At 75.0% G+C, this 21,180-nt stretch carries 17 protein-coding genes; 6 read left to right on the forward strand and 11 right to left on the reverse strand.

The annotated features are described in order from the left end of the window. Window positions 1-48: 48 nt before the first annotated feature. The 6 genes from J2S46_RS09205 to J2S46_RS09230 form a co-directional block, all read right to left on the reverse strand. On the reverse strand, window positions 49-711 hold the full coding sequence (locus J2S46_RS09205) for a cytochrome b/b6 domain-containing protein (protein ID WP_191292270.1): 663 nt from the start codon (window positions 709-711) through the stop codon (window positions 49-51). After that, window positions 653-1,474: a molybdopterin-dependent oxidoreductase gene (locus J2S46_RS09210; RefSeq protein WP_229913071.1), complete on the reverse strand. Its 822-nt coding sequence runs from the start codon at window positions 1,472-1,474 to the stop codon at window positions 653-655. The genes J2S46_RS09205 and J2S46_RS09210 overlap by 59 nt, the downstream gene beginning before the upstream one ends. 136 nt (window positions 1,475-1,610) lie before the next feature. Next, on the reverse strand, window positions 1,611-3,989 hold the full coding sequence (locus J2S46_RS09215; protein ID WP_191292269.1) for a beta-xylosidase/alpha-l-arabinosidase: 2,379 nt from the start codon (window positions 3,987-3,989) through the stop codon (window positions 1,611-1,613). 133 nt (window positions 3,990-4,122) lie between these two features. Then, entirely contained in the window at window positions 4,123-4,989 is an 867-nt protein-coding gene (locus J2S46_RS09220) for a carbohydrate ABC transporter permease (RefSeq protein ID WP_191292268.1), read from the reverse strand. Window positions 4,990-4,994: 5 nt separating this feature from the next. Next, entirely contained in the window at window positions 4,995-5,996 is a 1,002-nt protein-coding gene (locus J2S46_RS09225; protein WP_191292267.1) for a carbohydrate ABC transporter permease, read from the reverse strand. A gap of 2 nt (window positions 5,997-5,998) precedes the next feature. Continuing rightward, window positions 5,999-7,276 carry an ABC transporter substrate-binding protein gene (locus J2S46_RS09230; protein ID WP_191292266.1) on the reverse strand — a complete coding sequence of 426 codons (1,278 nt, stop codon included), beginning with the start codon at window positions 7,274-7,276 and terminating at the stop codon, window positions 5,999-6,001. Between the two features lie 383 nt (window positions 7,277-7,659). Here J2S46_RS09230 and J2S46_RS09235 point away from each other — a divergent pair, with 383 nt between their 5' ends. From J2S46_RS09235 to J2S46_RS09250, 4 genes are all read left to right on the forward strand, one after another. Continuing rightward, complete coding sequence (locus tag J2S46_RS09235; protein ID WP_191292265.1) at window positions 7,660-8,721, forward strand: LacI family DNA-binding transcriptional regulator; 1,062 nt, start codon at window positions 7,660-7,662, stop codon at window positions 8,719-8,721. 219 nt (window positions 8,722-8,940) lie between these two features. After that, on the forward strand, window positions 8,941-9,591 hold the full coding sequence (locus J2S46_RS09240) for a polysaccharide deacetylase family protein (protein ID WP_191292264.1): 651 nt from the start codon (window positions 8,941-8,943) through the stop codon (window positions 9,589-9,591). Between the two features lie 88 nt (window positions 9,592-9,679). Continuing rightward, entirely contained in the window at window positions 9,680-10,567 is an 888-nt protein-coding gene (locus J2S46_RS09245; protein ID WP_229913070.1) for a TetR/AcrR family transcriptional regulator, read from the forward strand. A gap of 140 nt (window positions 10,568-10,707) precedes the next feature. Then, on the forward strand, window positions 10,708-12,516 hold the full coding sequence (locus J2S46_RS09250; protein WP_191292263.1) for a hypothetical protein: 1,809 nt from the start codon (window positions 10,708-10,710) through the stop codon (window positions 12,514-12,516). 212 nt (window positions 12,517-12,728) lie between these two features. On the opposite strand, the gene J2S46_RS09255 is transcribed toward J2S46_RS09250, so the two are convergent. Beyond that, entirely contained in the window at window positions 12,729-13,808 is a 1,080-nt protein-coding gene (locus J2S46_RS09255; RefSeq protein ID WP_191292262.1) for a saccharopine dehydrogenase family protein, read from the reverse strand. 71 nt (window positions 13,809-13,879) lie between these two features. Between J2S46_RS09255 and J2S46_RS09260 the strand changes: the two genes are divergently transcribed. Beyond that, window positions 13,880-14,845, forward strand: a complete 966-nt coding sequence (locus J2S46_RS09260; protein ID WP_191292261.1) for a helix-turn-helix domain-containing protein — start codon at window positions 13,880-13,882, stop codon at window positions 14,843-14,845. Window positions 14,846-15,196: 351 nt separating this feature from the next. Continuing rightward, window positions 15,197-17,464 carry a glycoside hydrolase family 18 chitinase gene (locus J2S46_RS09265; RefSeq protein WP_191292260.1) on the forward strand — a complete coding sequence of 756 codons (2,268 nt, stop codon included), beginning with the start codon at window positions 15,197-15,199 and terminating at the stop codon, window positions 17,462-17,464. A 101-nt stretch (window positions 17,465-17,565) separates the two neighbouring features. Here J2S46_RS09265 and J2S46_RS09270 read toward each other — a convergent pair whose 3' ends face one another. The 4 genes from J2S46_RS09270 to J2S46_RS09285 form a co-directional block, all read right to left on the reverse strand. Continuing rightward, window positions 17,566-18,261 carry a spermidine synthase family protein gene (locus J2S46_RS09270; protein WP_191292259.1) on the reverse strand — a complete coding sequence of 232 codons (696 nt, stop codon included), beginning with the start codon at window positions 18,259-18,261 and terminating at the stop codon, window positions 17,566-17,568. A 164-nt stretch (window positions 18,262-18,425) separates the two neighbouring features. Next, on the reverse strand, window positions 18,426-19,511 hold the full coding sequence (locus tag J2S46_RS09275) for a YeiH family protein (RefSeq protein WP_229913080.1): 1,086 nt from the start codon (window positions 19,509-19,511) through the stop codon (window positions 18,426-18,428). Between the two features lie 13 nt (window positions 19,512-19,524). Continuing rightward, complete coding sequence (locus J2S46_RS09280) at window positions 19,525-20,088, reverse strand: cysteine dioxygenase family protein (RefSeq protein ID WP_191292258.1); 564 nt, start codon at window positions 20,086-20,088, stop codon at window positions 19,525-19,527. A gap of 171 nt (window positions 20,089-20,259) precedes the next feature. Further along, the gene (locus J2S46_RS09285) at window positions 20,260-21,165 is read right to left on the reverse strand and encodes a LysR family transcriptional regulator (protein WP_191292257.1); all 906 of its coding nucleotides are present in this window, start codon (window positions 21,163-21,165) and stop codon (window positions 20,260-20,262) included. Window positions 21,166-21,180 lie beyond the last annotated feature (15 nt).

Genomic DNA, 21,180 nt, shown 5'->3' on the forward strand with positions numbered 1-21,180 from the left:
CCGTGCGTGGGTCGGGACGGGGAGGGGGTCCGGCCGGCCGCGTCCGGGTCAGCGCCCCCGGCCGGCGGGCCCGTCGCCGTCCCAGTCCGGGTGCTCGCGCACCGCCCAGAGCCGGTCGACCGTCCCGGTGCGCATGCCGCGCCGGGCCTCCGGGTCGCGGACGGCCATCCAGATGTGCCCCAGCACCACCAGGCCGACCGCCAGCGCCAGCCAGTCGTGGACGAAGGTGGCGCCGGTCCGCCAGACCAGCGGCGCGAGGTGGGTGAACCACATCAGCAGCCCGGTGCCGAGCATCACCAGGGCCGCCCCCGCGATCCAGGCCGCGTACAGCTTCTGCCCGGCGTTGAACTTCCCGGCCGGGCGGCGCGGGGAGCGGCGGCGCACCGCCCGCAGCCACTCGCCGTCCTGCGGGGCGAAGCGCCCCAGCCGGGAGAGGTCGGCGCGCAGCGCCCGCGAGCCCAGGCCGAGCAGCAGCGGGACGGGCAGCAGCAGTCCCGCCCACTCGTGCACGACGACCACCAGCCGCCGCCGGCCGACCAGCTGGGCGAGATCCGGGACGTACAGGCAGGCCGCCGTCACCAGGCAGGTGAGCATCAGCGCCGAGGTGCCCCGGTGCACCCAGCGCTCGGCGCGCGCGAAGCGGGCGAACCGGTCAGCCGGTGGGGGCGTCGTCGCGTCCGTTGGAGCGTCCGACCCAGGCGTCGACGTCATAGCCGTAGTGCTCCCAGTAGCCGGGTTGGACGGTGGAGGTGAGGGTGATGCCCGAGAGCCACTTCGCGGACTTGTAGAAGTACATGGGTGCCACGTAGAGCCGCACCGGGCCGCCGTGCTCGTGGGTCACCGGGCCGTCCTGCATCCGCAGCGCGACCAGGACGTCGTCGCGGCGCGCCTGGTCGAGGGTGAGGCTCTCGGTGTAGCTGCCGTCGAAGCAGGTGAAGCGCACCGCGGTGGCCCCGGGGCGGACCCCGGCGGCGTCCAGCAGGTGCGACAGCCGCACCCCCTCGAACGGGGTGCCGGGCACCCGCCAGCCGGTGACGCACTGGACGTCGTGCACGATCCTGGTCTGCGGCATCGCCTGCAGGTCGGCGAGGCGCAGGGTGCCCGGCCGGTCGACCAGGCCGTCAACGGTGAGGGTGTAGTCCTCGGCCGTGCGGGTGGGGACGGAGGCGACCACCGAGTAGTAGCGGAACCCGCCGCCCGGCAGCAGGCCGGTCAGGCCGGTCGGGTCCTTCTCGCTGACCTTCGACACCACCGTGTCGGCCGCCCGCTGCAGGTAGGGCCCGGCCGCGACACCGGCGACGCCCAGGCCCAGCATGCCGAGGATCACGCGGCGCCCGACGGGCGCGCCGCGGCCGGCCGGCCCGGCGGGCCCGGCCGGGGAGCCGGGTGCCGCGGACGGGCCCGGCCCGGGCGGGCCCTGCCTGGGCGGACCTGGCCTGGGCGGCGTGCCGTCACCGGCGGGACTGTCGTTCACCTCTCAATTCGACCAGGTCGGCGACGCCGGGGCCAGGCCCCGGGGCGGGACGTCAGGGTTTCGTCACTTCCTCCGATCCGGCACGACGGGCGGGGGCCCGGCGGGAGCCGCCCCGCCGGGCCCGGCGACCCGGGTCTCAGTCGAGCGAGACGTCGCAGATCAGCCGCCGCCGGTGGTCGACGGTCCGCTCCGGTCCGGTCAGGTCCAGCCGGACGGTGTGGCGGACATCGGTGCTGGAGGCCGCCAGCCGCAGCTCCAGCGCGCCCGGCTCCACGATCCGCCGGCCCGCCCGCCCGGTGAAGGAGGCCAGGTCGGCGTGGAAGCGGAAGCGCACCCGCCGGGCCTCGCCGGCGGACAGCGGCACCTTCGCGTACCCGACCAGACGCATGTCCGGGCGGGTCGTCTGGGCGACCGGATCGTGCAGGTAGAGCTGCACCACCTCGGCGCCGTCACGGTCACCGGTGTTGCGGACGGTGACCTCGACGTCCGTGCTGCCGTCGGTGGGCAGGTCCCCGGTGCCCGCCGGGCCCGGCTCCCAGTCGAACGAGCTGTACGAGAGCCCGTGCCCGAAGGGGAAGAGCGGCGTCGGGTCGAGGTTGCTGACCTCGTTGGCCAGGCCGAGCGGCGGCTGCAGGTACGTCCACGGCTGACCGCCCGGTCCGTGCGGGACACCGACCGGCAGCCGGCCGGACGGGTTCACCCGGCCGGAGAGGACCCCGGCCACGGCCGGACCGCCCTCCTCCCCCGGGAAGAACGCCTGCACCACGGCCGCCGTACGGCCGGCCCAGCGGCCCAGCGCGTACGGCCGGCCGGTCAGCAGCACCAGCACGACGGGGGTGCCGGTGGCCAGCAGCGCGTCCAGCAGCTGCGCCTGGACGCCGGGCAGCGAGAGGTCGGCCGCGTCGCAGCCCTCGCCGGAGGTGCCCCGACCGAACAGTCCGGCCCGGTCGCCGAGCACGGCCACGCAGACGTCCGCGGCGCGGGCGGCGGCCACGGCGGCCGGGAGGTCCGAGGTGTCGGCCCCGTCGACGTCGCAGCCCGGCGCGAACGTCACCTCGGCGGCGGGGAACTCGGCCCGGACCGCCTCCAGCACGGTCGGGATCGCGATGCCCAGCGGCACCTCAGGGTGCGAGACCCCGACATGGCCGGGGAAGGAGTAGCAGCCCAGCATCGCGAAGGGGTCGTCGGCCCGCGGTCCCACCACGGCGATCCGGCCGGCTCCGGCCAGCGGCAGCGCTCCGTCCCGGTTGGCGAGCAGTACGACCGACTGCTCGGCCAGCCGCCGGGCCAGCGCCCGGTTGTGCGGCGGGTCGAGGTCGACGCTGCCGCGGACCGCCTCCGGGTCGGTGGGCCCGTCCGCGGCCCGGAGCGCGGGCGGCAGCGGGGACCAGTCGTGGTCGAGCAGCCCGAGCCGGCACTTCTGCAGCAGCACGCGGCGCAGCGCCCGGTCGACGAGCCCCTCGGCGACGGCCCCGCCCCGGACCGCCCCGATCAGCGCCTCGCCGTAGGCGCGGACGGTGGGGAGTTCGACGTCGACGCCGGCGGTCAGGGCGAGGCGGGCGGAGTCGGGGCGGTCCGCGGCGACCCGGTGCAGGGTCTCCAGGAACCCGATCCCGAAGTAGTCCGCGACCACCGTGCCGTCGAAGCCCCAGGTGTCGCGGAGCAGTCCGGTCAGCAGTTCCGGGTCGGCGGCGGCGGGGACGCCGTCGACCTCGGAGTAGGAGTGCATCACCGAGTCGGCGCCGCCCTCGTGGACGGCCATCTCGAAGGGCGGCAGCACGACGTCGGCCATCTCCCGCGCGCCGGCCCGGACCGGCGCCAGGTTGCGCGCGCCCGCCGAGGCCGAGTAGCCGGCGAAGTGCTTCAGGGTGGCGACGATCCCGGCCGACCGGAGGCCGCGGACGTAGGCCGTCCCGATGGTGCCCACCAGGTACGGGTCCTCGCCGATGGTCTCCTCCACCCGGCCCCAGCGCAGGTCGCGGACCACGTCGAGCACCGGGGCGAGCCCTTGGTGCACGCCGACGCCGCGCATGTCCCGGCCGATCCGGTAGGCCATCTCGGCGACCAGGCCCGGATCGAAGGTGGCGCCCCAGGCGAGCGGGACGGGGTAGGCGGTGGCACCCCAGGTGGTGAAGCCCGCCAGGCACTCCTCGTGCGCGAGGGCGGGGATGCCGAACCGCCCCGCGGCGACGACCTGCTGCTGGGCGCGGGACAGGGCGAGGGCGCCCACCGCCGGGTCCACCGGCGCGGTGCCGAAGGGCCGGGTCAGCTGCCCGAGGCCGCGGGGGATCAGGGCCGGGAGGTCGACGGGGTCGCACATCGCGTTCTGGTGCGGGGCGACGCCGTCCCCCGCGGAGTCGGCCCCCACCCAGACGCCGTACAGCTGGGCCGTCTTCTCCTCCAGGGTCATCCGGCCGATCAGGTCGTCGACCCGGGCCTGCGGGGCGAGCGAGGGATCGCGCCAGGCACCCGCGGCCGCGGGTACGGGCACGGGAGGGCTCGGATGGATCGCCATCGAATGGGGTTCCTCTCGGGGGACGTTGTCGAGGTCGACGACGGGGTGGTGGACGGCGCGTCACGGGGCGCGGCACGGTGGACGGCGCGTCACGGGGCGCGGCACGGGGAAAGGACGGCGGGCGGCGGCCGGTTCAGCCCTTGACCGCCCCGGTCATCCCGCCGACGATCCGGCGCTCGGCGAAGACGAAGAACGCCAGGGCCGGCAGCATCGAGAGGGCCGTGAAGGCCAGGATGCTCGCGGTGTCCTGCGAGTACTGGGACTGGAAGGTAGCCACGCCGAGCGGCAGCGTGAAGTGGGACTGGTCGTTGAAGACCAGCAGCGGAAGCTGGTAGCCGTTCCAGCTGCCGAGGAACGCCAGGACCGCGACGGTGACCAGCGCCGGGCGGGCCAGCGGCAGCAGGATCCGCCAGAAGAAGCCCAGCCGGGTGCAGCCGTCCACCGCGGCGGCGTCCTCGATCTCGCCCGGGATCGCCGCCATGAACGGGCGCAGCACGACGATCGTCACCGGCAGCCCGAAGGCCGCCTGCGGCAGGGCCACCCCGTACCAGGTCTCCAGCAGGTGGAGCTGGCGCAGCAGCAGGTAGACCGGCAGGGAGGCGACGCCCAGCGGGAAGAGCAGCCCGACGGCGAACAGCGTGTACAGGCCTTCCCGGCCGCGGAAGACGTACCGCGACAGCGCGTAGGCCGCCATCGCTCCCAGCACCACGGTCAGGGCGGTCGCGGTCACCGCGATGATCGTGCTGTTGAACAGGAACCGCCAGAAGGACGACGAGCCGAGGATCCTGGTGTAGTTGGAGAACACCCAGGGGTGCGGCCAGCCCGTCGGGTGGGCGTTGATCTGGGCGTTGGTGCGGAAGCCTCCCAGGACGACGAAGAGCAGCGGCACGGCGGTGACGCCGACCACGGCCAGCGCGGCCAGGTAGCGGGCGGCGGTGGAGAGCGGGGTGCCGAGGTGGCGGCCGGGCGCGGACGCCCGGCGTGGGGCGGTGAGGGCCATGGGGATCAGTCGACCCTTCCGGACAGGGCTCCGGCGGTGTCGCGTCGCAACGCGAAGCGCTGGTAGAGCAGGGCGAAGACGAAGCAGACCGCGAACAGGAGCACCGCGACCGCGCTGCCGTACCCGAACTGGTACCGGCGGAAGCCGCGGTCGATGACGTAGGTGGCCATCGTGGCGGACGAGCCGGCCGGGCCTCCGAGCGTCATGATCCAGACCAGTTCGAACAGTTGCAGGGATCCGATCACCGACAGGAAGATCCAGATCCGGATGGTCGGGCCCAGCAGCGGCAGGACGACCTTGCGCGTCGTCTGCCACTGCGTGGCGCCGTCCAGGGCGGCCGCCTCGCGCAGCTCGGCCGGTACCCCTTGCAGGCCGGCCAGCAAGAGGATCACGCCGAAGCCGATGTACTTCCAGGTGGCGACGACGAACAGGGTGTAGAGCACCAGGTGCTGGTCGGCGAGCCACTCGTGCACCAGGCCGTCCAGGCCGACGCCGCGCAGGCCCTGGTCCACCGCGCCGCCCGGCTGGAGCATCACCAGCCAGGCGACGGCCGTGATCGCCTCGGAGAGCACGTACGGGGTGAAGGCGATCAGCCGCAGGACCGCCCGGCCGCGGAGGCGGCCGTTGAGCAGCAGGGCGAGCCCCAGCGTCAGCGGCAGCTGGACCACGACCGACAGGGCGGCGAACTGCAGGTTGTGCCGGACGGCGCCCTGGAACATCGGGTCGGCCAGGGCCTTGGTGTAGTTGGCGAAGCCCACCAGCTTGGTCGGCGGCCCGAAGCCGTTCCAGTCGAAGAAGCTGTAGTAGACGGCCGCCGCGATGGACACCAGCACGAACAGGACGAACAGCACCAGCGCCGGGGTGAGCAGCAGGGCCAGCTCCCAGCGGCTGCGGACGCTCAGCCGGCGTCCGGTGCCCTTCCTGCCCTTCGGCGCCGCCGCGACTGCGCCGGGCGGTCCCGGGCGGGCGCCGGTGCGGGCGGCGTCCGCGTGGTCGAGGGTGGTCATGGTCAGCCTGCCGAGTTCACGGCCCGGGCGACCGATCCGGCGTCCCCCTGGCCGGCGAAGAGGTTCGCCACGGCGTCGTTCAGAGCCTGGCCGGCCGCCGTGGGCAGCGCGACGTCGAAGTACACCTGGACGTAGCTCGCCTTGGAGTTGTAGCTGAAGACCTCCTTGACCACCGGGTCCTTGATCGCGGCCTCCGCCGCCGGGTTGACCGGGATGGTGGCCGCCCCGGAGCTGATCAGGTCGGTCTGCACCTCGGCGCTGGTCAGGTACTTGAGCAGGTCCACGCAGGCGTCGGCCTGCTTGGTGGTGCAGGAGAAGCCGTCACCGCCGCCGAGCGCGACCGACGGGTCGCCCGCCGCTCCGGCGATCGAGGGGAAGGGGAACCAGCCGAGCTCGGCCTTGTAGGAGGGGTCGGAGGTCAGGCCCTGCATCACGCCCGGGTTCCAGTCACCCTGCAGTTCCATCGCCGCCTGGCCGGCGGCGACCATGCCGGCCGAGCTGCCGGTGCCCTGCTGGGCGGGTGTCCCGTTGAAACCGGGCTGGAAGGGCTTGAGGGCGATCAGGTCGATCACGTCCTGGCCCGCCCTGGTGAAGCACTGATCGGTGAACTTCGCCTTCGCCACCGAGGACTTGAGCGTCTCGACACTGCACTCGCGGACGGCGAAGTAGTTGTAGTAGAAGGCGTCGGGCCAGCGGTCCTTGCCGCCGAGGGCGATCGGGACGGTGCCGGCGGCCTTCAGCGCGGTGACGGCGGACTTCAGTTCGTCCATGGTGGCCGGTGCCTTGGTGATGCCGGCCTTGGCGAACAGGTCCTTGCGGTACCAGAAGCCGACCACGTGCGAGGCGTAGGGGACGCCGTACTGCTTGCCGTCCGAGGCCCAGCCCTGGGCCGCCGCTCCGAGGTCCTTGATCCAGCTCTTGGTGCGGTCGGTGATGTCCGCGACCCGGCCGGACGCGGCCTGGGTCGCCAGCAGGCCGCCGCCCTGGTTGAAGTAGACGCCCGGCGGGTTGTCCGACTGCAGGGCGAGCGGGACCTTGGTGGGGAACTGCTCGTTCTGGATCGGGACCACGTCGAGCTTCGCACCCGGGTGGGCCTTCTCGTAGGCCGCGGCGGCACGCTCCCAGACCGACTTCAGCGGGTCCTGGGTGCCGTTGTGCCACCAGGTCGTCGCGCCGCCGGCGGCGTCCGACCCGGTGCTGCCGCCGCTGCCGCAGGCCGTGACCAGGGCGAGGGACGCCGCCATGACCAGGGCGCCGTACGTACGTCTGCGAATGGACATTGCTTCCTCCGTGACAGTCGCTCATGTGCGAAAGTTTCGATGTTCCGTCGACGTGCGGAGCCGCCGGCGCCCGGACCGAGCTGGACCGGGCAGCCGACGTCGAGCCTCCGGATCCCGGAAAACCGGGGCCGAGAGGCCGTGGAGCCGATGAACCGTGGGGACCCGGGCGGCGGAGTTCAGAGGCTCCGGAGCCCGGCTGACACCGGGGATTCGAGGCGGTGGACCCGAATCCGCCTCGCGAATGTTTCAGCGATTTTTCGAACGTTTCGGGAAAGCTACGGCGCCGCCCGGACGGAGTCAAGAGCCATGACACGACCGCGCGGGATCGACGGAGAAGCGCCGGCCCGGCCCCCGCGACCGGCCCAGGGGCTACCATTCCTGCCATGAGCGCTGGAGAGATCGAGTTGGGAAGCGGCGAGGTGATCGACCTCGTCGAGGGTTCGGACAGCACACCGACGCTGTCGGAGATCGCCCGCGCCGCCGGCGTCTCGGCTCCGACTGTTTCGAAAGTGCTCAACGGGCGCACCGATGTCGCACCGAAGACCCGGGCCCGGGTGGAGGAGCAGCTGCGGGAGCTCGGCTACCAGCGCCGGCGCAGCACCGCGCAGCCGTCGCGTCTGCTCGACCTGGTCTTCCACGAGCTGGACAGCGCCTGGGCGGTGGAGGTGATCCGCGGTGTGGAGAACGTCGCCCGCGCGGAGGACCTGAGCATCGTGCTCTCCGAATCGGCCGGGCGCCTGACCCCCGGCCAGACCTGGGTGGACGGGGTCCTCGCCCGGCGCCCGGCCGGAGTGGTGCTCGTCCTGTCCGACCTCGACGCCGGCCAGCGGGACCAACTGACCAGCCGCGGCATCCCGTTCGTGGTGATGGACCCGGCCGGCGACCCGGCCGACGGCGTGCCCTCGGTGGGCACCAACAACTGGCACGGCGGCCTGGCCGCCACCCGCCACCTGCTCGAACTCGGACACCGCAGGATCGCCATGGTCGGCGGGCCGTCCGGCATGATGTGCAGCCGGGCCCGCCTGGACGGCTACCGGACCGCGCTGGAGACGGCACGGATCCCGCTCGACCCGCGACTGGTCCGGGAGGGGGACTTCCACCACGAGGCCGGCTACGCCGCCGGCCGGGAGCTGCTGACGCTCCCCGACCGCCCCACCGCCGTCTTCGCCGGCAACGACCTGCAGGCGCTCGGCCTGTACGAGGCCGCCCGCGAACTCGGGCTGCGGATCCCGGAGGACCTCAGCGTGGTCGGCTTCGACGACCTGCCGCTCGCCCGCTGGGTCGGGCCGCCGCTGACCACGGTGCGCCAGCCCCTGGTCGAGATGGCCGAGACCGCCGCCCGGCTCGCCGTCGATCTCGGCCGCGGCCGGCGACCCGCCGCGACCAGGGTCGACATCGCCACCAGCCTGGTGGTCCGGAGCAGTACCGCGGCGCCGCCGCAATAGGGCTCCCGGGGACGGGCCCGGGGCGCCCGTACGCGGGAGGCCTCAATCCGGCGGCGCGCAGGACCGCGCCTTCACCCCGCCTTCGAGAAACCGTCCCGAAAGTTTCGATCCCGCTGCGCCGTCCGTCGCCGTCACGGACCGGGTCCGCCCGCCCGGGCCCGACCGCACCGCGCCGCCGGCCACCACCCCGGTCCGTCCCCATCCCCTCGGGCAGGCAGCATGAACCCCTCGCCCCCACCCGCCACCGTCGCCCTGACCTTCGACGACGGGCCGCACCCCGACTCCACGCCCGCCCTGCTGACGATCCTGGCCGCCGGCGGCCTCCCGGCCACCTTCTTCCTCCGGGGCGACCAGGCCGAACGCCACCCCGGCCTGGTCCGGGAGATCCACCGCGCGGGTTGCGGGATCGGCAACCACAGCTTCGGCCACCCGCACCTGACGGGCCTGCGACCGGCCGAGATCGAGGCCGAGATCGAACGCACCCAGCGCACCCTGTCCCGGCTGACCGGCACCAGGCCGACCCTGTTCCGACCGCCCTACGGCGAGAGCGACCGGGTGGTCCGGGCGGCGGCCACCGCTGCCGGCCTGACCGAAGTCCTCTGGACGGTGGACACCCGCGACTGGGCCGGCGCCGACCCGGCCGGCATCGCCGGGGCCGTCGCGGCGGCCCGGCCCGGAGACGTCGTCCTGCTGCACGACGCCGGACGACGGAACACCGTCGACGCCCTCCCCCTCGTCCTGGCCGCCCTCGCCCGCCGAGGGCTCAGCCCCGGCCCCCTCACCGCCGGCCCCCTGCCACCAGGCCCTACCGCCGCCGGCCCCCTCGCCACCGGCTCCCTCCCCACCGGTCCCCTCGCCCCCGGGACCTGACCGGCCCGCAGCGCCCCCCGTGCCGCGGACCGGCCGGCAACCGCCCCCTGGCGCCCCCGATCCGCCGCCGACGAATTAGGGTGACGACATGGCTTCCCGTACCCCGCCGGTGGCGCCCAGGTCCACGAGCACGCCGGTCGACGGCGGCCCCGGCCGGGCCGGCACCCTCGCGACCGCCGCCGCCCCGGCCGGCACCGACGCGGCGGGTACCGCTCCCACCGGCGCCGCGCCGGGCGGGGCCGACCGCCCGCGCCGCCGGCTCAGCGTGGACGAACGCCGCGAGCAGCTGATCGCCGTCGCCCTGCAGTTGTTCAGCCTCCGCCCGCCGGAGGAGGTGTCGATCGACGACATCGCGGCGGCGGCCGGCGCGTCCCGGCCGCTGGTCTACCACTACTTCCCCGGCAAGCAGGCGCTGTACGAGGAGTCGCTGCGCCGGGCCGGGCAGGAGCTGGCAGGCCGGTTCGAGGAGCCGGCCGCCGGCCCGCTGTCGGAGCGGCTGTACCGGGTGATGGGCCGCTACCTGGACTACGTGGACAGCCACGGCCCGGGCTTCGCCGCGCTGCTGCGCGGCGGGTCGGTGGCCGCCAGCCCGGGGACCAACGCCGTGATCGACCAGGTCCGGCGGGCCGCGCACGACCAGATCCTGCTGCACCTGGCCGTCGCCGAGCCCAGCGCCGGCCTGCGGCTGACCGTCCGGGCCTGGATCGCCAACGCGGAGATCACCTCGCTGGAGTGGCTCGCCGACCGCGCCGTCCCGCGCGAGGACCTGCAGCTGCGCCTGGTGCAGGAGTTCATCGCCTCGCTGACCCTCACCGCCGCCCGGGAGCCCGCCCTGGCCCTCGAACTGGCCGGGTACTTCGCGGAGGAGCGCCCGGACGGCCCGACCGGCCGGCTGGTACGCGAACTGGCCGGCCTGTTCGCCGTACCGGGCCTGGCCGACACGGTGGCCCGGCTGGCCGCTCCGCCGGCCGGCTGACCACCCGCCGGACGGCAGCGCGGCGCCGCCCGCCCACGGCCGCCCGGGCTGCTTCGGCTTCAGCTGGGACGGCGGCGTCTGATAGAAATTGAGCGCATCTCAGACGATCACGAACGCAGTAGAGCGGGGGGCTCGCCACCATGACCCAGGACGGCTACACCGGCGTGGAGGTGGCCCCGTTCGCGGCGGCCGAGCAGGTCTCCGCGACGCTCGGCAGCCTCGCCGAGGCGTTGCTCGACCACCGGACCGCACGCTACCCGCTGGCCTCGCTCACCGCCCTCGGCGGCCGGGCCCACGCCGACGCCGAGGCCCTGTTCACGGTCCGTCCGGCCGGCGCCGGCCACACCCACCGGACGGTCCACCGGCTGGGCACCGTCCTCGCCGCGGGCACGGCCGGACCGGCCCCCGCGCCGCGCTCCGCGAGCGCCACCGCCGCCCTGCTGGCCCGCTTCGGCGGCGAGCAGGTCCGCGGGGTCACGCCGGGCCCCGAGGGCCTGTCCGCCGCGCACTTCGAACTCCCGGTGACCGGTGAGGCCGCGGACCCGACGCTGCGCCCGGAGTTCACCCCCGCGCTGGCCGAGCTGGCGAGCGGCCGGCAGACCCGCCTGCCGGCCGAACTGGCCGGCGGTGCGGGCGCCGAGGCGCGGCTGGTCGTCCCGCCGGTCTTCCACCCGCTGACCGCGCCGGAGCCCGGCGCCGACCTGGCCGTCCACCTGGCGGAGGTCGCGGAGGAGCTGTTCAGCGGCACCGGCCCGGCGCAGCGCCGGGACTTCGCCGTCCTCGGCGCCACCCTCGCGGACCTCACCGCGGCGGCCGGCGTGAGCTTCGCCGGCCTGTCCGCGCTGACCGTGGACGGGCGTCCGTCCGACGCCTCGCTGGTCGTCTCGACCTCCCGGCACGCCGGCCCGATCCAGGTGCTGGCCACCGAACTCGCCACCGCCCGCCCGAACGCCGAGGTGTGGACGGTCCTGCTGCCGGCCGGGCCGGCAACGGTGCTGGTCGAGGGACGCAGCGTCCCGGTGCCGGGCAGGCTCGCCGCGGACGGCCTGCGGCACTGGGCGGTGTCCTCCGTGGTGGAGGCGTTCGTGCCGCTACCGGACGGCGCCTCGGTGCTCTGCGTCCAGCTCGCCACCGCCCACCGCCAGGACTGGGAGCTGTACACCGGCGTCTTCGCCGAGCTGCTGAAGAGCGTCCAGTTCGCCTGGGACGGCGTGGCCGGGCACACCGGCGCGCCGGTCGCCGCCCAGGCCGCCCCTGTGGCGCCGGCCCCCTCGGTGGTCGAGGCCGCCGGCGCGGCGGTCGAGGCCGCGGCCGTCGCGGTGGCACCGCCCGGCGAGCCCGAGCCGCTCCGCGGCACCCCCGTGCGGATCCCGCCCGCCGACTTCAATCCCTTCGCCCCGCAGCCGGACGTTCCGGCGCCGGCCGCCGGGAGCGCCGCCACCGAGCTCGCCTCGGCGGAGCCGGTCCTGAAGGGCACCCCGGTGCGGATCCCGCCGCCGGACTTCAACCCCTTCGCGCCGATGGCCGCCCCGGCCGCCGAGGCCGAGGAGGAGCCGGTGCTGAAGGGCACGCCGGTGCGGATCCCGCCGCCGGACTTCAACCCCTTCGCGCCGCTGCCGGCCGAGCCGGCCCCGGCCGCCGCCCAGGCCGCTCCGGCCGCGGCCCAGGCCGCCGACCCCTTCGGCACCGTGACGACCCCTCAGCAGAGCGACCCGTTCGGCACCACGCTGCCGTCGGCCGCCCCGGCGCCGGTGGCCGCCCCGCCGATGCCGACCACGCCGCCGGCCGCCGTGCCGGCTCCGGCCGCCCCGGCGGACGGGGCCGCGCCCAAGGGCACGCCGGTGCGGATCCCGCCGCCGGACTTCAACCCCTTCGCCCCGATGGCCACCCCGGCCACCGAGGCCGAGGAGGCGGCGCCGGCCGCTCCGGAGACCAGCCCGTTCGGCTGATCCACCGCACGGCGGGCCGCTTCCCGGGCCGGCCACCGCGGGGAAGCCCAGTGCGTCGACGCTCCACCGCACCAACGCTCCACCCCACGGCGGGGCCGGCTCCGGTCGGCCCCGCCGCCGCGTGTCCGCCCGGGCACCCGTCCGCCCGGGCACGCGTCCGCCCGGGCCCCGCGCACAAGGCTCCCGTAGGGCTCCCCGTACGGTCTGCCCGGTCAGTGACGGCCGCCGGCCGGCCCGGCCTCGGGGTGGAGCTCGACCAGGATGTGCGGCGCCAGCGCCCGCAGGAAGTCCGCCGCGTCGAAGACCTCGCCGGCCGCCAGCACCCCGCCCGGACGCCCCGGCGCGCGGAGCAGGCGCTGGACCGCCTCCACCGCCAGCGGCGCGCTCACGGCGTAGATGTCCTGGCCGCGGGCCACCGCGCGGCGCTCCCCGCCCTCGGCGCGCACCACCACCTCGACCAGGAAGGTCTGCGCCGAGCGACCGCGCTCGTCGACCGGCGCCGGCGGCGACGCGTCGGGGGCCGACAGGTCCGCGACCGCCTCGGTCGACATGTAGGTGTGGATGTCGCGCACGCCCAGGTGGCGCGGGATCGTCACACTGTCCGCCATCGTGAACTCCCCCACCACGGACCGCTCGCCGACCGGGTCGGGGAAGGCCCACCGGGCGGGGCGGGCCGGTGCCGTCCGGGCTTCCATCCGGCCGCCGGCGAAGACGAGCCGGCGCTCGCCCCGCCGCTGCCGGGAGACCCGGCCCGACTCCCTGGTCCCGGTCGTGGGGTGCCAGCTGCTCAGCGCGTAGGCGATGTGCACCTCGTCCGCCGCGCGCCGGTCGCCCATCGCCGCCGTGGCCAGCAGGTCGCCGAGGCCGCCGTAGAAGGCCATCGCGGGGACGACCGGTGTCCCCGCGGCGCGCGCCCGGTCCGCGTGGTGCGCGAAGGTGTCGGCGACCGCCTCCAGCTCCGCGGCCACGTCCACGTACGGGATCCGGGCGCGCAGCGCCGCCTCGACCACGGGTGCCGCGGTGGTGGCGAAGGGGCCGGCGGCGTTGATCACGGCGGCCGTCCCGGCCAGGGCGCTGTCGAGCGAGTGGGGGTCGTCCACCGACGCGGGCCGGACGTCGAGGCCGCCGTGGGCCCGCGCCAGCGCCGCGAGGCGCCCGGCGTCGCGGCCGGAGAGGACGGGGGTCAGCCCGCGCGCCAGGAGTTCCGCCACCACGAAGCGTCCGGTGTGGCCGTAGGCGCCGAACACCACCACGGCCGTCCGGCCGTCTGCACTGCTGTCCACGAGGTCCATGACGGACATCCTGCCGAGGACTTCGGGCGTCCGGGAGTGTCCGTACTGCCGCACCCCGTACAGTTTCGGACATGCCCACCGTCGCGATCGCCGTCACCGACGGCGTCATGCACTTCGAACTCGCCGCCGCCTGCGAGGTCTTCGGCGTCGACCGGTCCGACATCGCCGATCCCTGGTACGGGTTCGCGGTCTGCGGCCGGCCCGGCGCGCAGGTGGGCGGGCGGTTCCGGCTCGAACCCGACCACGGGTTCGACCGGCTGGCGCTGGCCGACACGGTGATCGTCCCCGCCTGGGCCGACCTCGACGCGGCTCCCCCGGCCGAACTGCTGGAGGCCGTACGCGAGGCCCACCGGGCCGGCGCCCGGGTGGCCTCGCTCTGCACCGGGGCGTTCGTACTGGCCGCCGCCGGGCTCCTGGACGGCCGGCGGGCCACCACGCACTGGCTGCACGCCGCGGAACTGGCCGCCCGGTACCCCCGGGTGCGGGTCGACGCCGACGTGCTCTACGTCGACGAGGGCAGCGTCCTCACCTCGGCCGGCAAGGCCGCGGCGATGGACCTCTGCCTGCATCTCGTCCGGCTCGACCACGGCACCGCCGCCGCCAACGCGGTCGCCCGCGTCCTGGTCGTTCCGCCCCACCGGGCCGGCGGCCAGGCGCAGTTCATCCCCTCCCCGATGCCGGCCCGGCGCGGCGCGCACCCGCTGGCCGAGCTGCTCGCCTGGGCGCTGCGGCGGCTCGACCGGCCGATCACGGTGGAGGACCTGGCCCGGCAGGCCAACATGAGCTCGCGCAATCTCGCCCGGCACTTCCGGGCCACCACGGGCACCACGCCGCTGCGCTGGCTGCTGGCCCAACGGATCCACCGTGCCCAGGAGTTGCTGGAGACCACCCAGGACAGCGTGGAAGCGATCGCCGCCGCGACCGGGATGGGCACCGCCACCACCCTGCGGCGGCACTTCCACCGCACCCTGGGCGTGCCCCCGGACGCCTACCGGCGCACCTTCCGCAGCGAACGGCCGGCGCCGGGCAGCGGCTGAGGCGCCGACCGCCTTGCGGCGCCGAGCAGTTCCGCGCCGCCCCGGTGGCGGTACGACCCCCGTGCCGCTCCCGCACGCCGCCTCTGCGTGCGACCGCCACGGCGCCGCGGACCGGGTCACCCACCGTGTCAGGTCCGCGACGCCAAGTGGTACAGACCTATTGCCAGGTGGCGTCACGCTCCCTACCCTCGCTTAGCACAGGACCTCCACGGCAACCCGACGGCCCGAGGTCCCCGCTCCGCGCTGCCCCTGGCCGGAGCCGCACACCGCTCCACGCACCTGACACCTCCCCACAGGTAACGGGGTGGCTCCGGTCCCGTCCGGACGCGCCCCCAGACAGGAGCCACATCCATGCGCAGACGTCGGATCCGAATCCCCCTGCTCGCGGCCGGGAGCCTGCTCGCCCCGCTGATCGCGGTCGCGCTGCCCGCCACCGCCGCCCACGCCGCCTCCCCCACCGCCACCCTGGCCAAGGGCAGCGACTGGGGCAGCGGCTACGAGGGCAGCTACACCATCACCAACGGCTCCACCAGCACACTCAACGGCTGGACCCTGGAGTTCGACCTGCCGGCCGCCAACACCGTCGCCTCGCTCTGGAACGCCACGTACACCACCGCGGCCTCCCACGTGACGGTCAAGAACCCCGGCTGGGCCGCCACCATCGCCCCCGGCGCCTCGTACAACTTCGGCTTCAACATCGCCTATTCGGGCAGCTACCAGGCGCTCGCCAACTGCAAGCTGAACGGCAGCCCGTGCGGCGGCGTGACCGGGCCGGACACCACCCCGCCGAGCACCCCCGGCAGTCTGCGCAGCACCGGGAGCACCTCCACCACGGTGGCCCTGGCCTGGAACGCGAGCACCGACGATGTCGGCGTGACCGGCTACGAGGTCTACCAGAACGGCGCCAAGGTCCAGACGGTGACCGGCACTTCGGCCAATCTGACCGGCCTGGCCGCGGCCACCACGTATCAGTTCACCGTGCAGGCCCTGGACGCCGCCGGCAACCGCTCGGCCGCCGCCGGGCCGCTCGCCGTGACCACCCCGCCGACCACCGTGCCGGACACCACCCCGCCGTCGGCGCCCGGCACCCCCGCGGTGACCTCCACCAGCTCCACCAGCATCGCGCTGAGCTGGGCCGCCAGCAGCGACAGCATCGGGGTCACCGCGTACGACGTCTACAACGGCACCGCGCTGGCCACCACGGTGACCGGTACCGCCGCGAGCGTCGGCAGCCTGACCCCGGACACCGCGTACACCTTCACCGTCAAGGCCCGCGACGCGGCCGGCAACGTCTCGGCCGCCTCGGCCCCGGTGACGGCCAGGACGCAGGTCGGCGGCGGTGATCCCGGACCGGCGCTGAAGATCGGGTACTTCACCCAGTGGAGCATCTACGCCCGCGGCTACAGCGTGAAGAAGCTGGACACCTCGGGCTCGGCCGGGCGGCTCACCACGCTCAACTACGCCTTCGCCAACATCCACCCGACCACCAAGCAGTGCTTCCTCACCAACAAGGCGGCCGGCAACGACTCCGACCCCAACGCGGGTGACGGCGCCGGCGACGCCTGGGCCGACTACGGCCGGGGCGTGGACGCGGGCAGCTCGGTGGCCGGCACCACCGACACCTGGGACCAGCAGCTGGCGGGCAACTTCAACCAGCTGAAGCAGCTCAAGGCCAAGTACCCCAACCTCAAGATCCAGATCTCGCTGGGCGGCTGGTCGTACAGCAAGTGGTTCTCCGACGCGGCGGCCACCGACGCCTCCCGCAAGGCGCTGGTCAGCTCCTGCATCGACCTGTACATCAAGGGCAACCTGCCGGTGATCGACGGCCGGGGCGGCCCCGGCAGCGCCGCGAACATCTTCGACGGCATCGACCTCGACTGGGAGTGGCCGAACTCCGACGGGCACCTCGGCAACGTCTTCAAGCCCGCCGACAAGGCCAACTACACCCTGCTGGCGCAGGAGTTCCGCCGCCAGCTGGACGCCCTGGGCGCCACCAACGGCAAGCACTACACGCTCAGCGCGTTCCTGCCCGCCGACCCGCTGAAGGTCACCGCCGGCATCGACATCCCCGGCCTGTTCGGCGCCTTCGACTTCGCCACCATCCAGGGCTACGACTACCACGGCGGCTGGGAGACCGGCACCAACCAGCAGTCGGCGATCAAGCTCCCGGCGGGCGACCCGAGCCCGGCCGACCGGAAGTTCAGCTCCGAGATCGCCATCAACGCCTACGTCAACGGCGGTGCGCCGAAGAGCAAGCTGACGCTGGGCATCCCGTTCTACGGACGCGGCTGGACGGGCGTGCCGCGCGGCACCACCAACGGCCTCTTCCAGACCGGCACGGGCCCCGGTCCGGGCACCTACGAGGCCGGGTACGAGGACTACCACAAGCTCAAGGACATGGCCACGAGCGGTGGTTACACCATCTACCGCGACCCGGTGGCCGGCTTCGCGTACATCTACAACGGTTCGGTCCTCTACACCTACGACGACCCGACCGAGATCGCCCGCAAGACCGCCTGGATCAAGTCCCAGGGCCTGGCGGGCGCGATGGTGTGGTCCTTCGACGGCGACACCGCGAACGGCGAGCTGATGGCCGCCGTGGACAACGGCCTGAAGTAGCGGGCCGATCGGGAGACGGTGCCCGCCACCCCGGCCAGGGGCGGCGGGCACCGTCACGTCGCGCCGCGCCGGCGGCCGGCTCGGGCGGCCCGGCGGCCGGCTCAGGCCGGGCGCCGGGCCAGGTGCACGACATCCGGCACGCCGCGGGCGACCGGGATCTCGTGGGTCCGGACCTCGGCGAACCCGGCCGTGCGCAGCGCCTCCTCGAAGGCCGTGGACGGCTGGGCGCTCCACACCGCGAGCACCCCGCCGGGCCGGAGCCGGCCCTGCAGCCGGGCCAGTCCGCGCGAGCCGTAGAGGTCGGAGTTGGAGTCGGTGACCGTCCAGTCCGGGCCGTTGTCGATGTCCAGGCAGAGGGCGTCGAAGCGCTCCCCCTCGGCGGCCAGGTACTCCAGCAGGTCGGTGTGCAGCACCCGCACCCGGGGGTCGGCCAGCGCCCCTGCCGAGACGGCGGCCAGCGGTCCCTCGCGGTGCCAGTCGATCACCGCGCTCTCCCGCTCGACCACGGCGATCCGGCTCCAGCGCGGCTCGGCCGCGGCGTGGGCGAGCGAGAAGCCCACCCCCAGCCCGCCGATCAGCACCGCCGGGTCGGCGGTGGCGCCGAGGGCGTCCAGGGCGGCCTGGACCAGCAGCCGCTCCGACCGGCCGTCGGCGGTGTCCATCAGGAAGCACCCGTTGGCGATGATCTCGTAGTGCTCGCCGCGCCGCCGCAACACCACCTCGCCGTACGGGCCTTCCCGCCGGTCGAGGGTGTCGACGGCATCGGATCCGTCCCGGTCGGGCAGTGCGGTCGTCATGGCGGTTCCCCTGGGTCTCACGTGTCAGCGGTGGTACGTGGGCGACTCTATCCGAGCCCGGTGGGCCCGGCGGGGAGTTACGGCGGGGGCGGCCTGCCGGTCCTGCGGGGAGCTACGGCGGGGGGCGACCCGCCGGTCCTGCGGGGAACTACGGGGGTCCGGCTCTACGAGGTGAGCAGCACCCCGGCGTACGACACGCCGGCGATCATCACCCAGGAGGCGAGCCCCAGGGCGGCGATCCGCCCGCCGGTGCGCATCATGGTCGGCAGGTGGACGGCGCTGCCGAGGCCGAACAGGGCGGCGGCGAGCAGCAGTTCACGGGCGTCCTGGGCGAGCGTCAGGGCGCCGGCCGGGACGGCTCCGGTGCTGCGCAGCGCGATCATCAGCAGGAAGCCGGCGACGAACAGCGGCACGACCGGCGGCCGCGCGCCGGAGCCGGACCGCGCGCGGGCGGCCCCGGGTGCCCCGACGGCTGCGCCGTCCTTCGCCGTCCCGGGGGCCCGGCGCGGCCGCCGGGCGGCGAGGCCCACCCCGGCGACCAGCGGCGCCAGCAGCACCACCCGCATCAGCTTCACCAGGACGGCCTCGCGCAGCGCCACCGGTCCGCCGCTCTGCGCGGTGGCGACCACCTGGCCGACGTCGTGCACGCCGGCGCCCACCCAGCGCCCGAAGCCGGCGTCGTCGAGCCCGAGCGGATGGTGCAGCAGCGGGAGCACGGCGATCGCCAGGGTCCCGCACAGGGTGACCAGGGCGACCGAGGCGGCGATGTCCTCCTCCTCGCTGCCGGCGGCCTGGCCGACCGCGCCGACCGCCGAGGCGCCGCAGATCGAGTAGCCGGTCGCCACCAGCAGCGACTGGTCTCCGGGCAGTCCGAGCCGGCGGCCGAGCCACCAGGTGCCGGTGAAGGTCAGCGTGACGACCGCGAGCACCATCGCGACGGTGGCCCAGCCGAGGCCGAGCACGTCGTCCGCGCTGAGGGCGAGGCCGAGCAGGACGATGCCGAGCCGCATCAGCCGGCGCCCGGCCGTGGACAGGCCCGGCCGGGCCACGCCGCGGACGACGGTGCGCAGCCCCGGCAGGTGGGCGGCGGCGGTGCCGAGCAGCACGGCGGCGGTCAACTTGGGTATGGCCGGCACAAGTTGATGCACCCCGAGGGCGGCCGCGACACCTAGGCAGGCCAGCAGCAGGCCGGGGGCGTCCCCGCGCAGCGGTGGGCGGGCGGCGGCCCGGGGGTGGGTGCGCAGGGTCAGGGCCACGCCCGGCTCACCCCTCGTCCGCGGGCAGCCGGTAGACACGCCGGATGCTGGTGCCCAGGCGGCCGACGTCGGCGCCGTAGACGTGCAGGGAGACGGCGAGGGTGGTCCCGGCGTTGCGGACCTGGTGGATGTCGCCGGGCGGGGCGAAGGCGGCGACGCTGCCCTGCGGGCCGAGCACGTCCTCGGTGGCGACCAGGCGGCCGGTCCGGCCGTCGGACACCAGCCGGTAGCGGCGCTCGCTCTCCTGCCCTTGGTGGACGCCGGCCACGCACCAGGAGACGTGGTCGTGGATGGGTGTGCACTGTCCGGGCAGCCAGACCAGGGCGACCAGCGAGAAGCTGCCGTCCGGTTCGGCGTGCAGCACGTGCTGCCGGTAACGCTGCGGGTCCGCCTCCTGCTGGGCCGCGGTCAGCAGGTGCCCCGCGCCGAGGTGCGGCGCGAGGCGTTCGCCCACCAGGTAGGCGGTGAGTTCGGGCGGCAGGCCCCGGCCGACTACCTCGCGGATCTCGCCGACGAGGGCCCGCATGCGCTCGGTGAGGACGGTCGCGTCGACCGTCGCGGAAGTGGTCATGTCCGCAGCGTCGGGCCGGCCGCCGGCGACGTCCAACGACGGTTTCTTCGGTTTCCCCTGGCAGGGCTTATGGATCGGGGCGACGCTCGGGGACCTCGGGGCCGGGCGGGGACGCGGCCCGGGCCGGACCCGAGGTCCGGGCCGGCCGGTTCGACGGTCGGGCCGGCCGGGTCAGCAGCCGGACCGGGCCGCCGCGGCCGTCCGCAGGCTGTCCAGCACCAGCGTGGTCGCCGGGATCGCCCGGTGCTCGCGCAGCACGAAGGCGCTGACCTTGCGGCGCAGGTGCGGTTCGACGGCGCGGCCGGTCACCTTGCGATGGCACATGAAGCTGAGTACCAGGGCGGGCATCAGGGCGACGCCGACCCCGGCTGCCACCAGGCTCTGCACGGCGAGGTTGTCGTCGGTGCTGAACACCACGTCGGGCTCGAAGCCCTGCTCCGCGCAGACGTGCAGGAGGTTGGCCCGGCAGCGCGGACAGCCGGCGATCCAGCGCTCCTCGGCCAGGTCGGCCAGCCGGACGGCGTGCCGGCGGCCCAGCGGGTGGCCGACCGGCAGCAGGACCGTCAGCAGGTCCTCCATCAGCGGGATCTCCTCGACCCCCTCCGGCGGCCCGGCCGCCGGGCCCGGGTAGCTGAACGCCAGGGCGATGTCGCACTCCCCGCGCAGCAGGCGGCGGACCGAGTCGGGCGGCTCCGCCTCGTGCAGCTCCACCCGGACGCCCGGGTGCTCGGCGAGCAGCCGGGCGATGGCGGAGGGGATCAGGGTGGCGGTGGCGCTCGGGAAGGCGCAGACCCGGACCCGGCCGGCCCGCAGCCGGGCGAGGGCGGTGAGTTGCTGCTGGGCGGCGGAGAGGCTGCCGAGGATGAGTTCGGCGTGCCGGGCCAGGGCCTCCCCCGCCTCGGTGAGCCGCAGCCCCCGGCCGGACCTGGCGAACAGCGGTACGCCGACGGAACGTTCCAACGCCTTCATCTGCTGGGTGACGGCCGGCTGGGTGTAGCCGAGCTCGCGGGCCGCCGCCGAGTAGGAGCCGGTCCGCACCACTTCGTGGAAGGTCTTGATGTGACGGGTGTCGAACACTCCCGAAGCATAAGC

The sequence above is a fragment of the Kitasatospora herbaricolor genome (genome assembly GCF_030813695.1).
GTDB lineage: Bacteria > Actinomycetota > Actinomycetes > Streptomycetales > Streptomycetaceae > Kitasatospora > Kitasatospora herbaricolor.

Bases quoted from the DNA above. Each gene is read 5' to 3' on its own strand.
- J2S46_RS09205 (WP_191292270.1), bottom strand. From the start codon at position 711: ATGACGTCGACGCCTGGGTCGGACGCTCCAACGGACGCGACGACGCCC.
- J2S46_RS09265 (WP_191292260.1), top strand. From the start codon at position 15,197: ATGCGCAGACGTCGGATCCGAATCCCCCTGCTCGCGGCCGGGAGCCTG.
- J2S46_RS09225 (WP_191292267.1), bottom strand. From the start codon at position 5,996: ATGACCACCCTCGACCACGCGGACGCCGCCCGCACCGGCGCCCGCCCG.
- J2S46_RS09255 (WP_191292262.1), bottom strand. From the start codon at position 13,808: ATGGACCTCGTGGACAGCAGTGCAGACGGCCGGACGGCCGTGGTGGTG.
- J2S46_RS09280 (WP_191292258.1), bottom strand. From the start codon at position 20,088: ATGACCACTTCCGCGACGGTCGACGCGACCGTCCTCACCGAGCGCATG.
- J2S46_RS09240 (WP_191292264.1), top strand. From the start codon at position 8,941: ATGAACCCCTCGCCCCCACCCGCCACCGTCGCCCTGACCTTCGACGAC.
- J2S46_RS09270 (WP_191292259.1), bottom strand. From the start codon at position 18,261: ATGACGACCGCACTGCCCGACCGGGACGGATCCGATGCCGTCGACACC.
- J2S46_RS09230 (WP_191292266.1), bottom strand. From the start codon at position 7,276: ATGTCCATTCGCAGACGTACGTACGGCGCCCTGGTCATGGCGGCGTCC.
- J2S46_RS09250 (WP_191292263.1), top strand. From the start codon at position 10,708: ATGACCCAGGACGGCTACACCGGCGTGGAGGTGGCCCCGTTCGCGGCG.
- J2S46_RS09220 (WP_191292268.1), bottom strand. From the start codon at position 4,989: ATGGCCCTCACCGCCCCACGCCGGGCGTCCGCGCCCGGCCGCCACCTC.
- J2S46_RS09235 (WP_191292265.1), top strand. From the start codon at position 7,660: ATGAGCGCTGGAGAGATCGAGTTGGGAAGCGGCGAGGTGATCGACCTC.
- J2S46_RS09245 (WP_229913070.1), top strand. From the start codon at position 9,680: ATGGCTTCCCGTACCCCGCCGGTGGCGCCCAGGTCCACGAGCACGCCG.
- J2S46_RS09215 (WP_191292269.1), bottom strand. From the start codon at position 3,989: ATGGCGATCCATCCGAGCCCTCCCGTGCCCGTACCCGCGGCCGCGGGT.
- J2S46_RS09260 (WP_191292261.1), top strand. From the start codon at position 13,880: ATGCCCACCGTCGCGATCGCCGTCACCGACGGCGTCATGCACTTCGAA.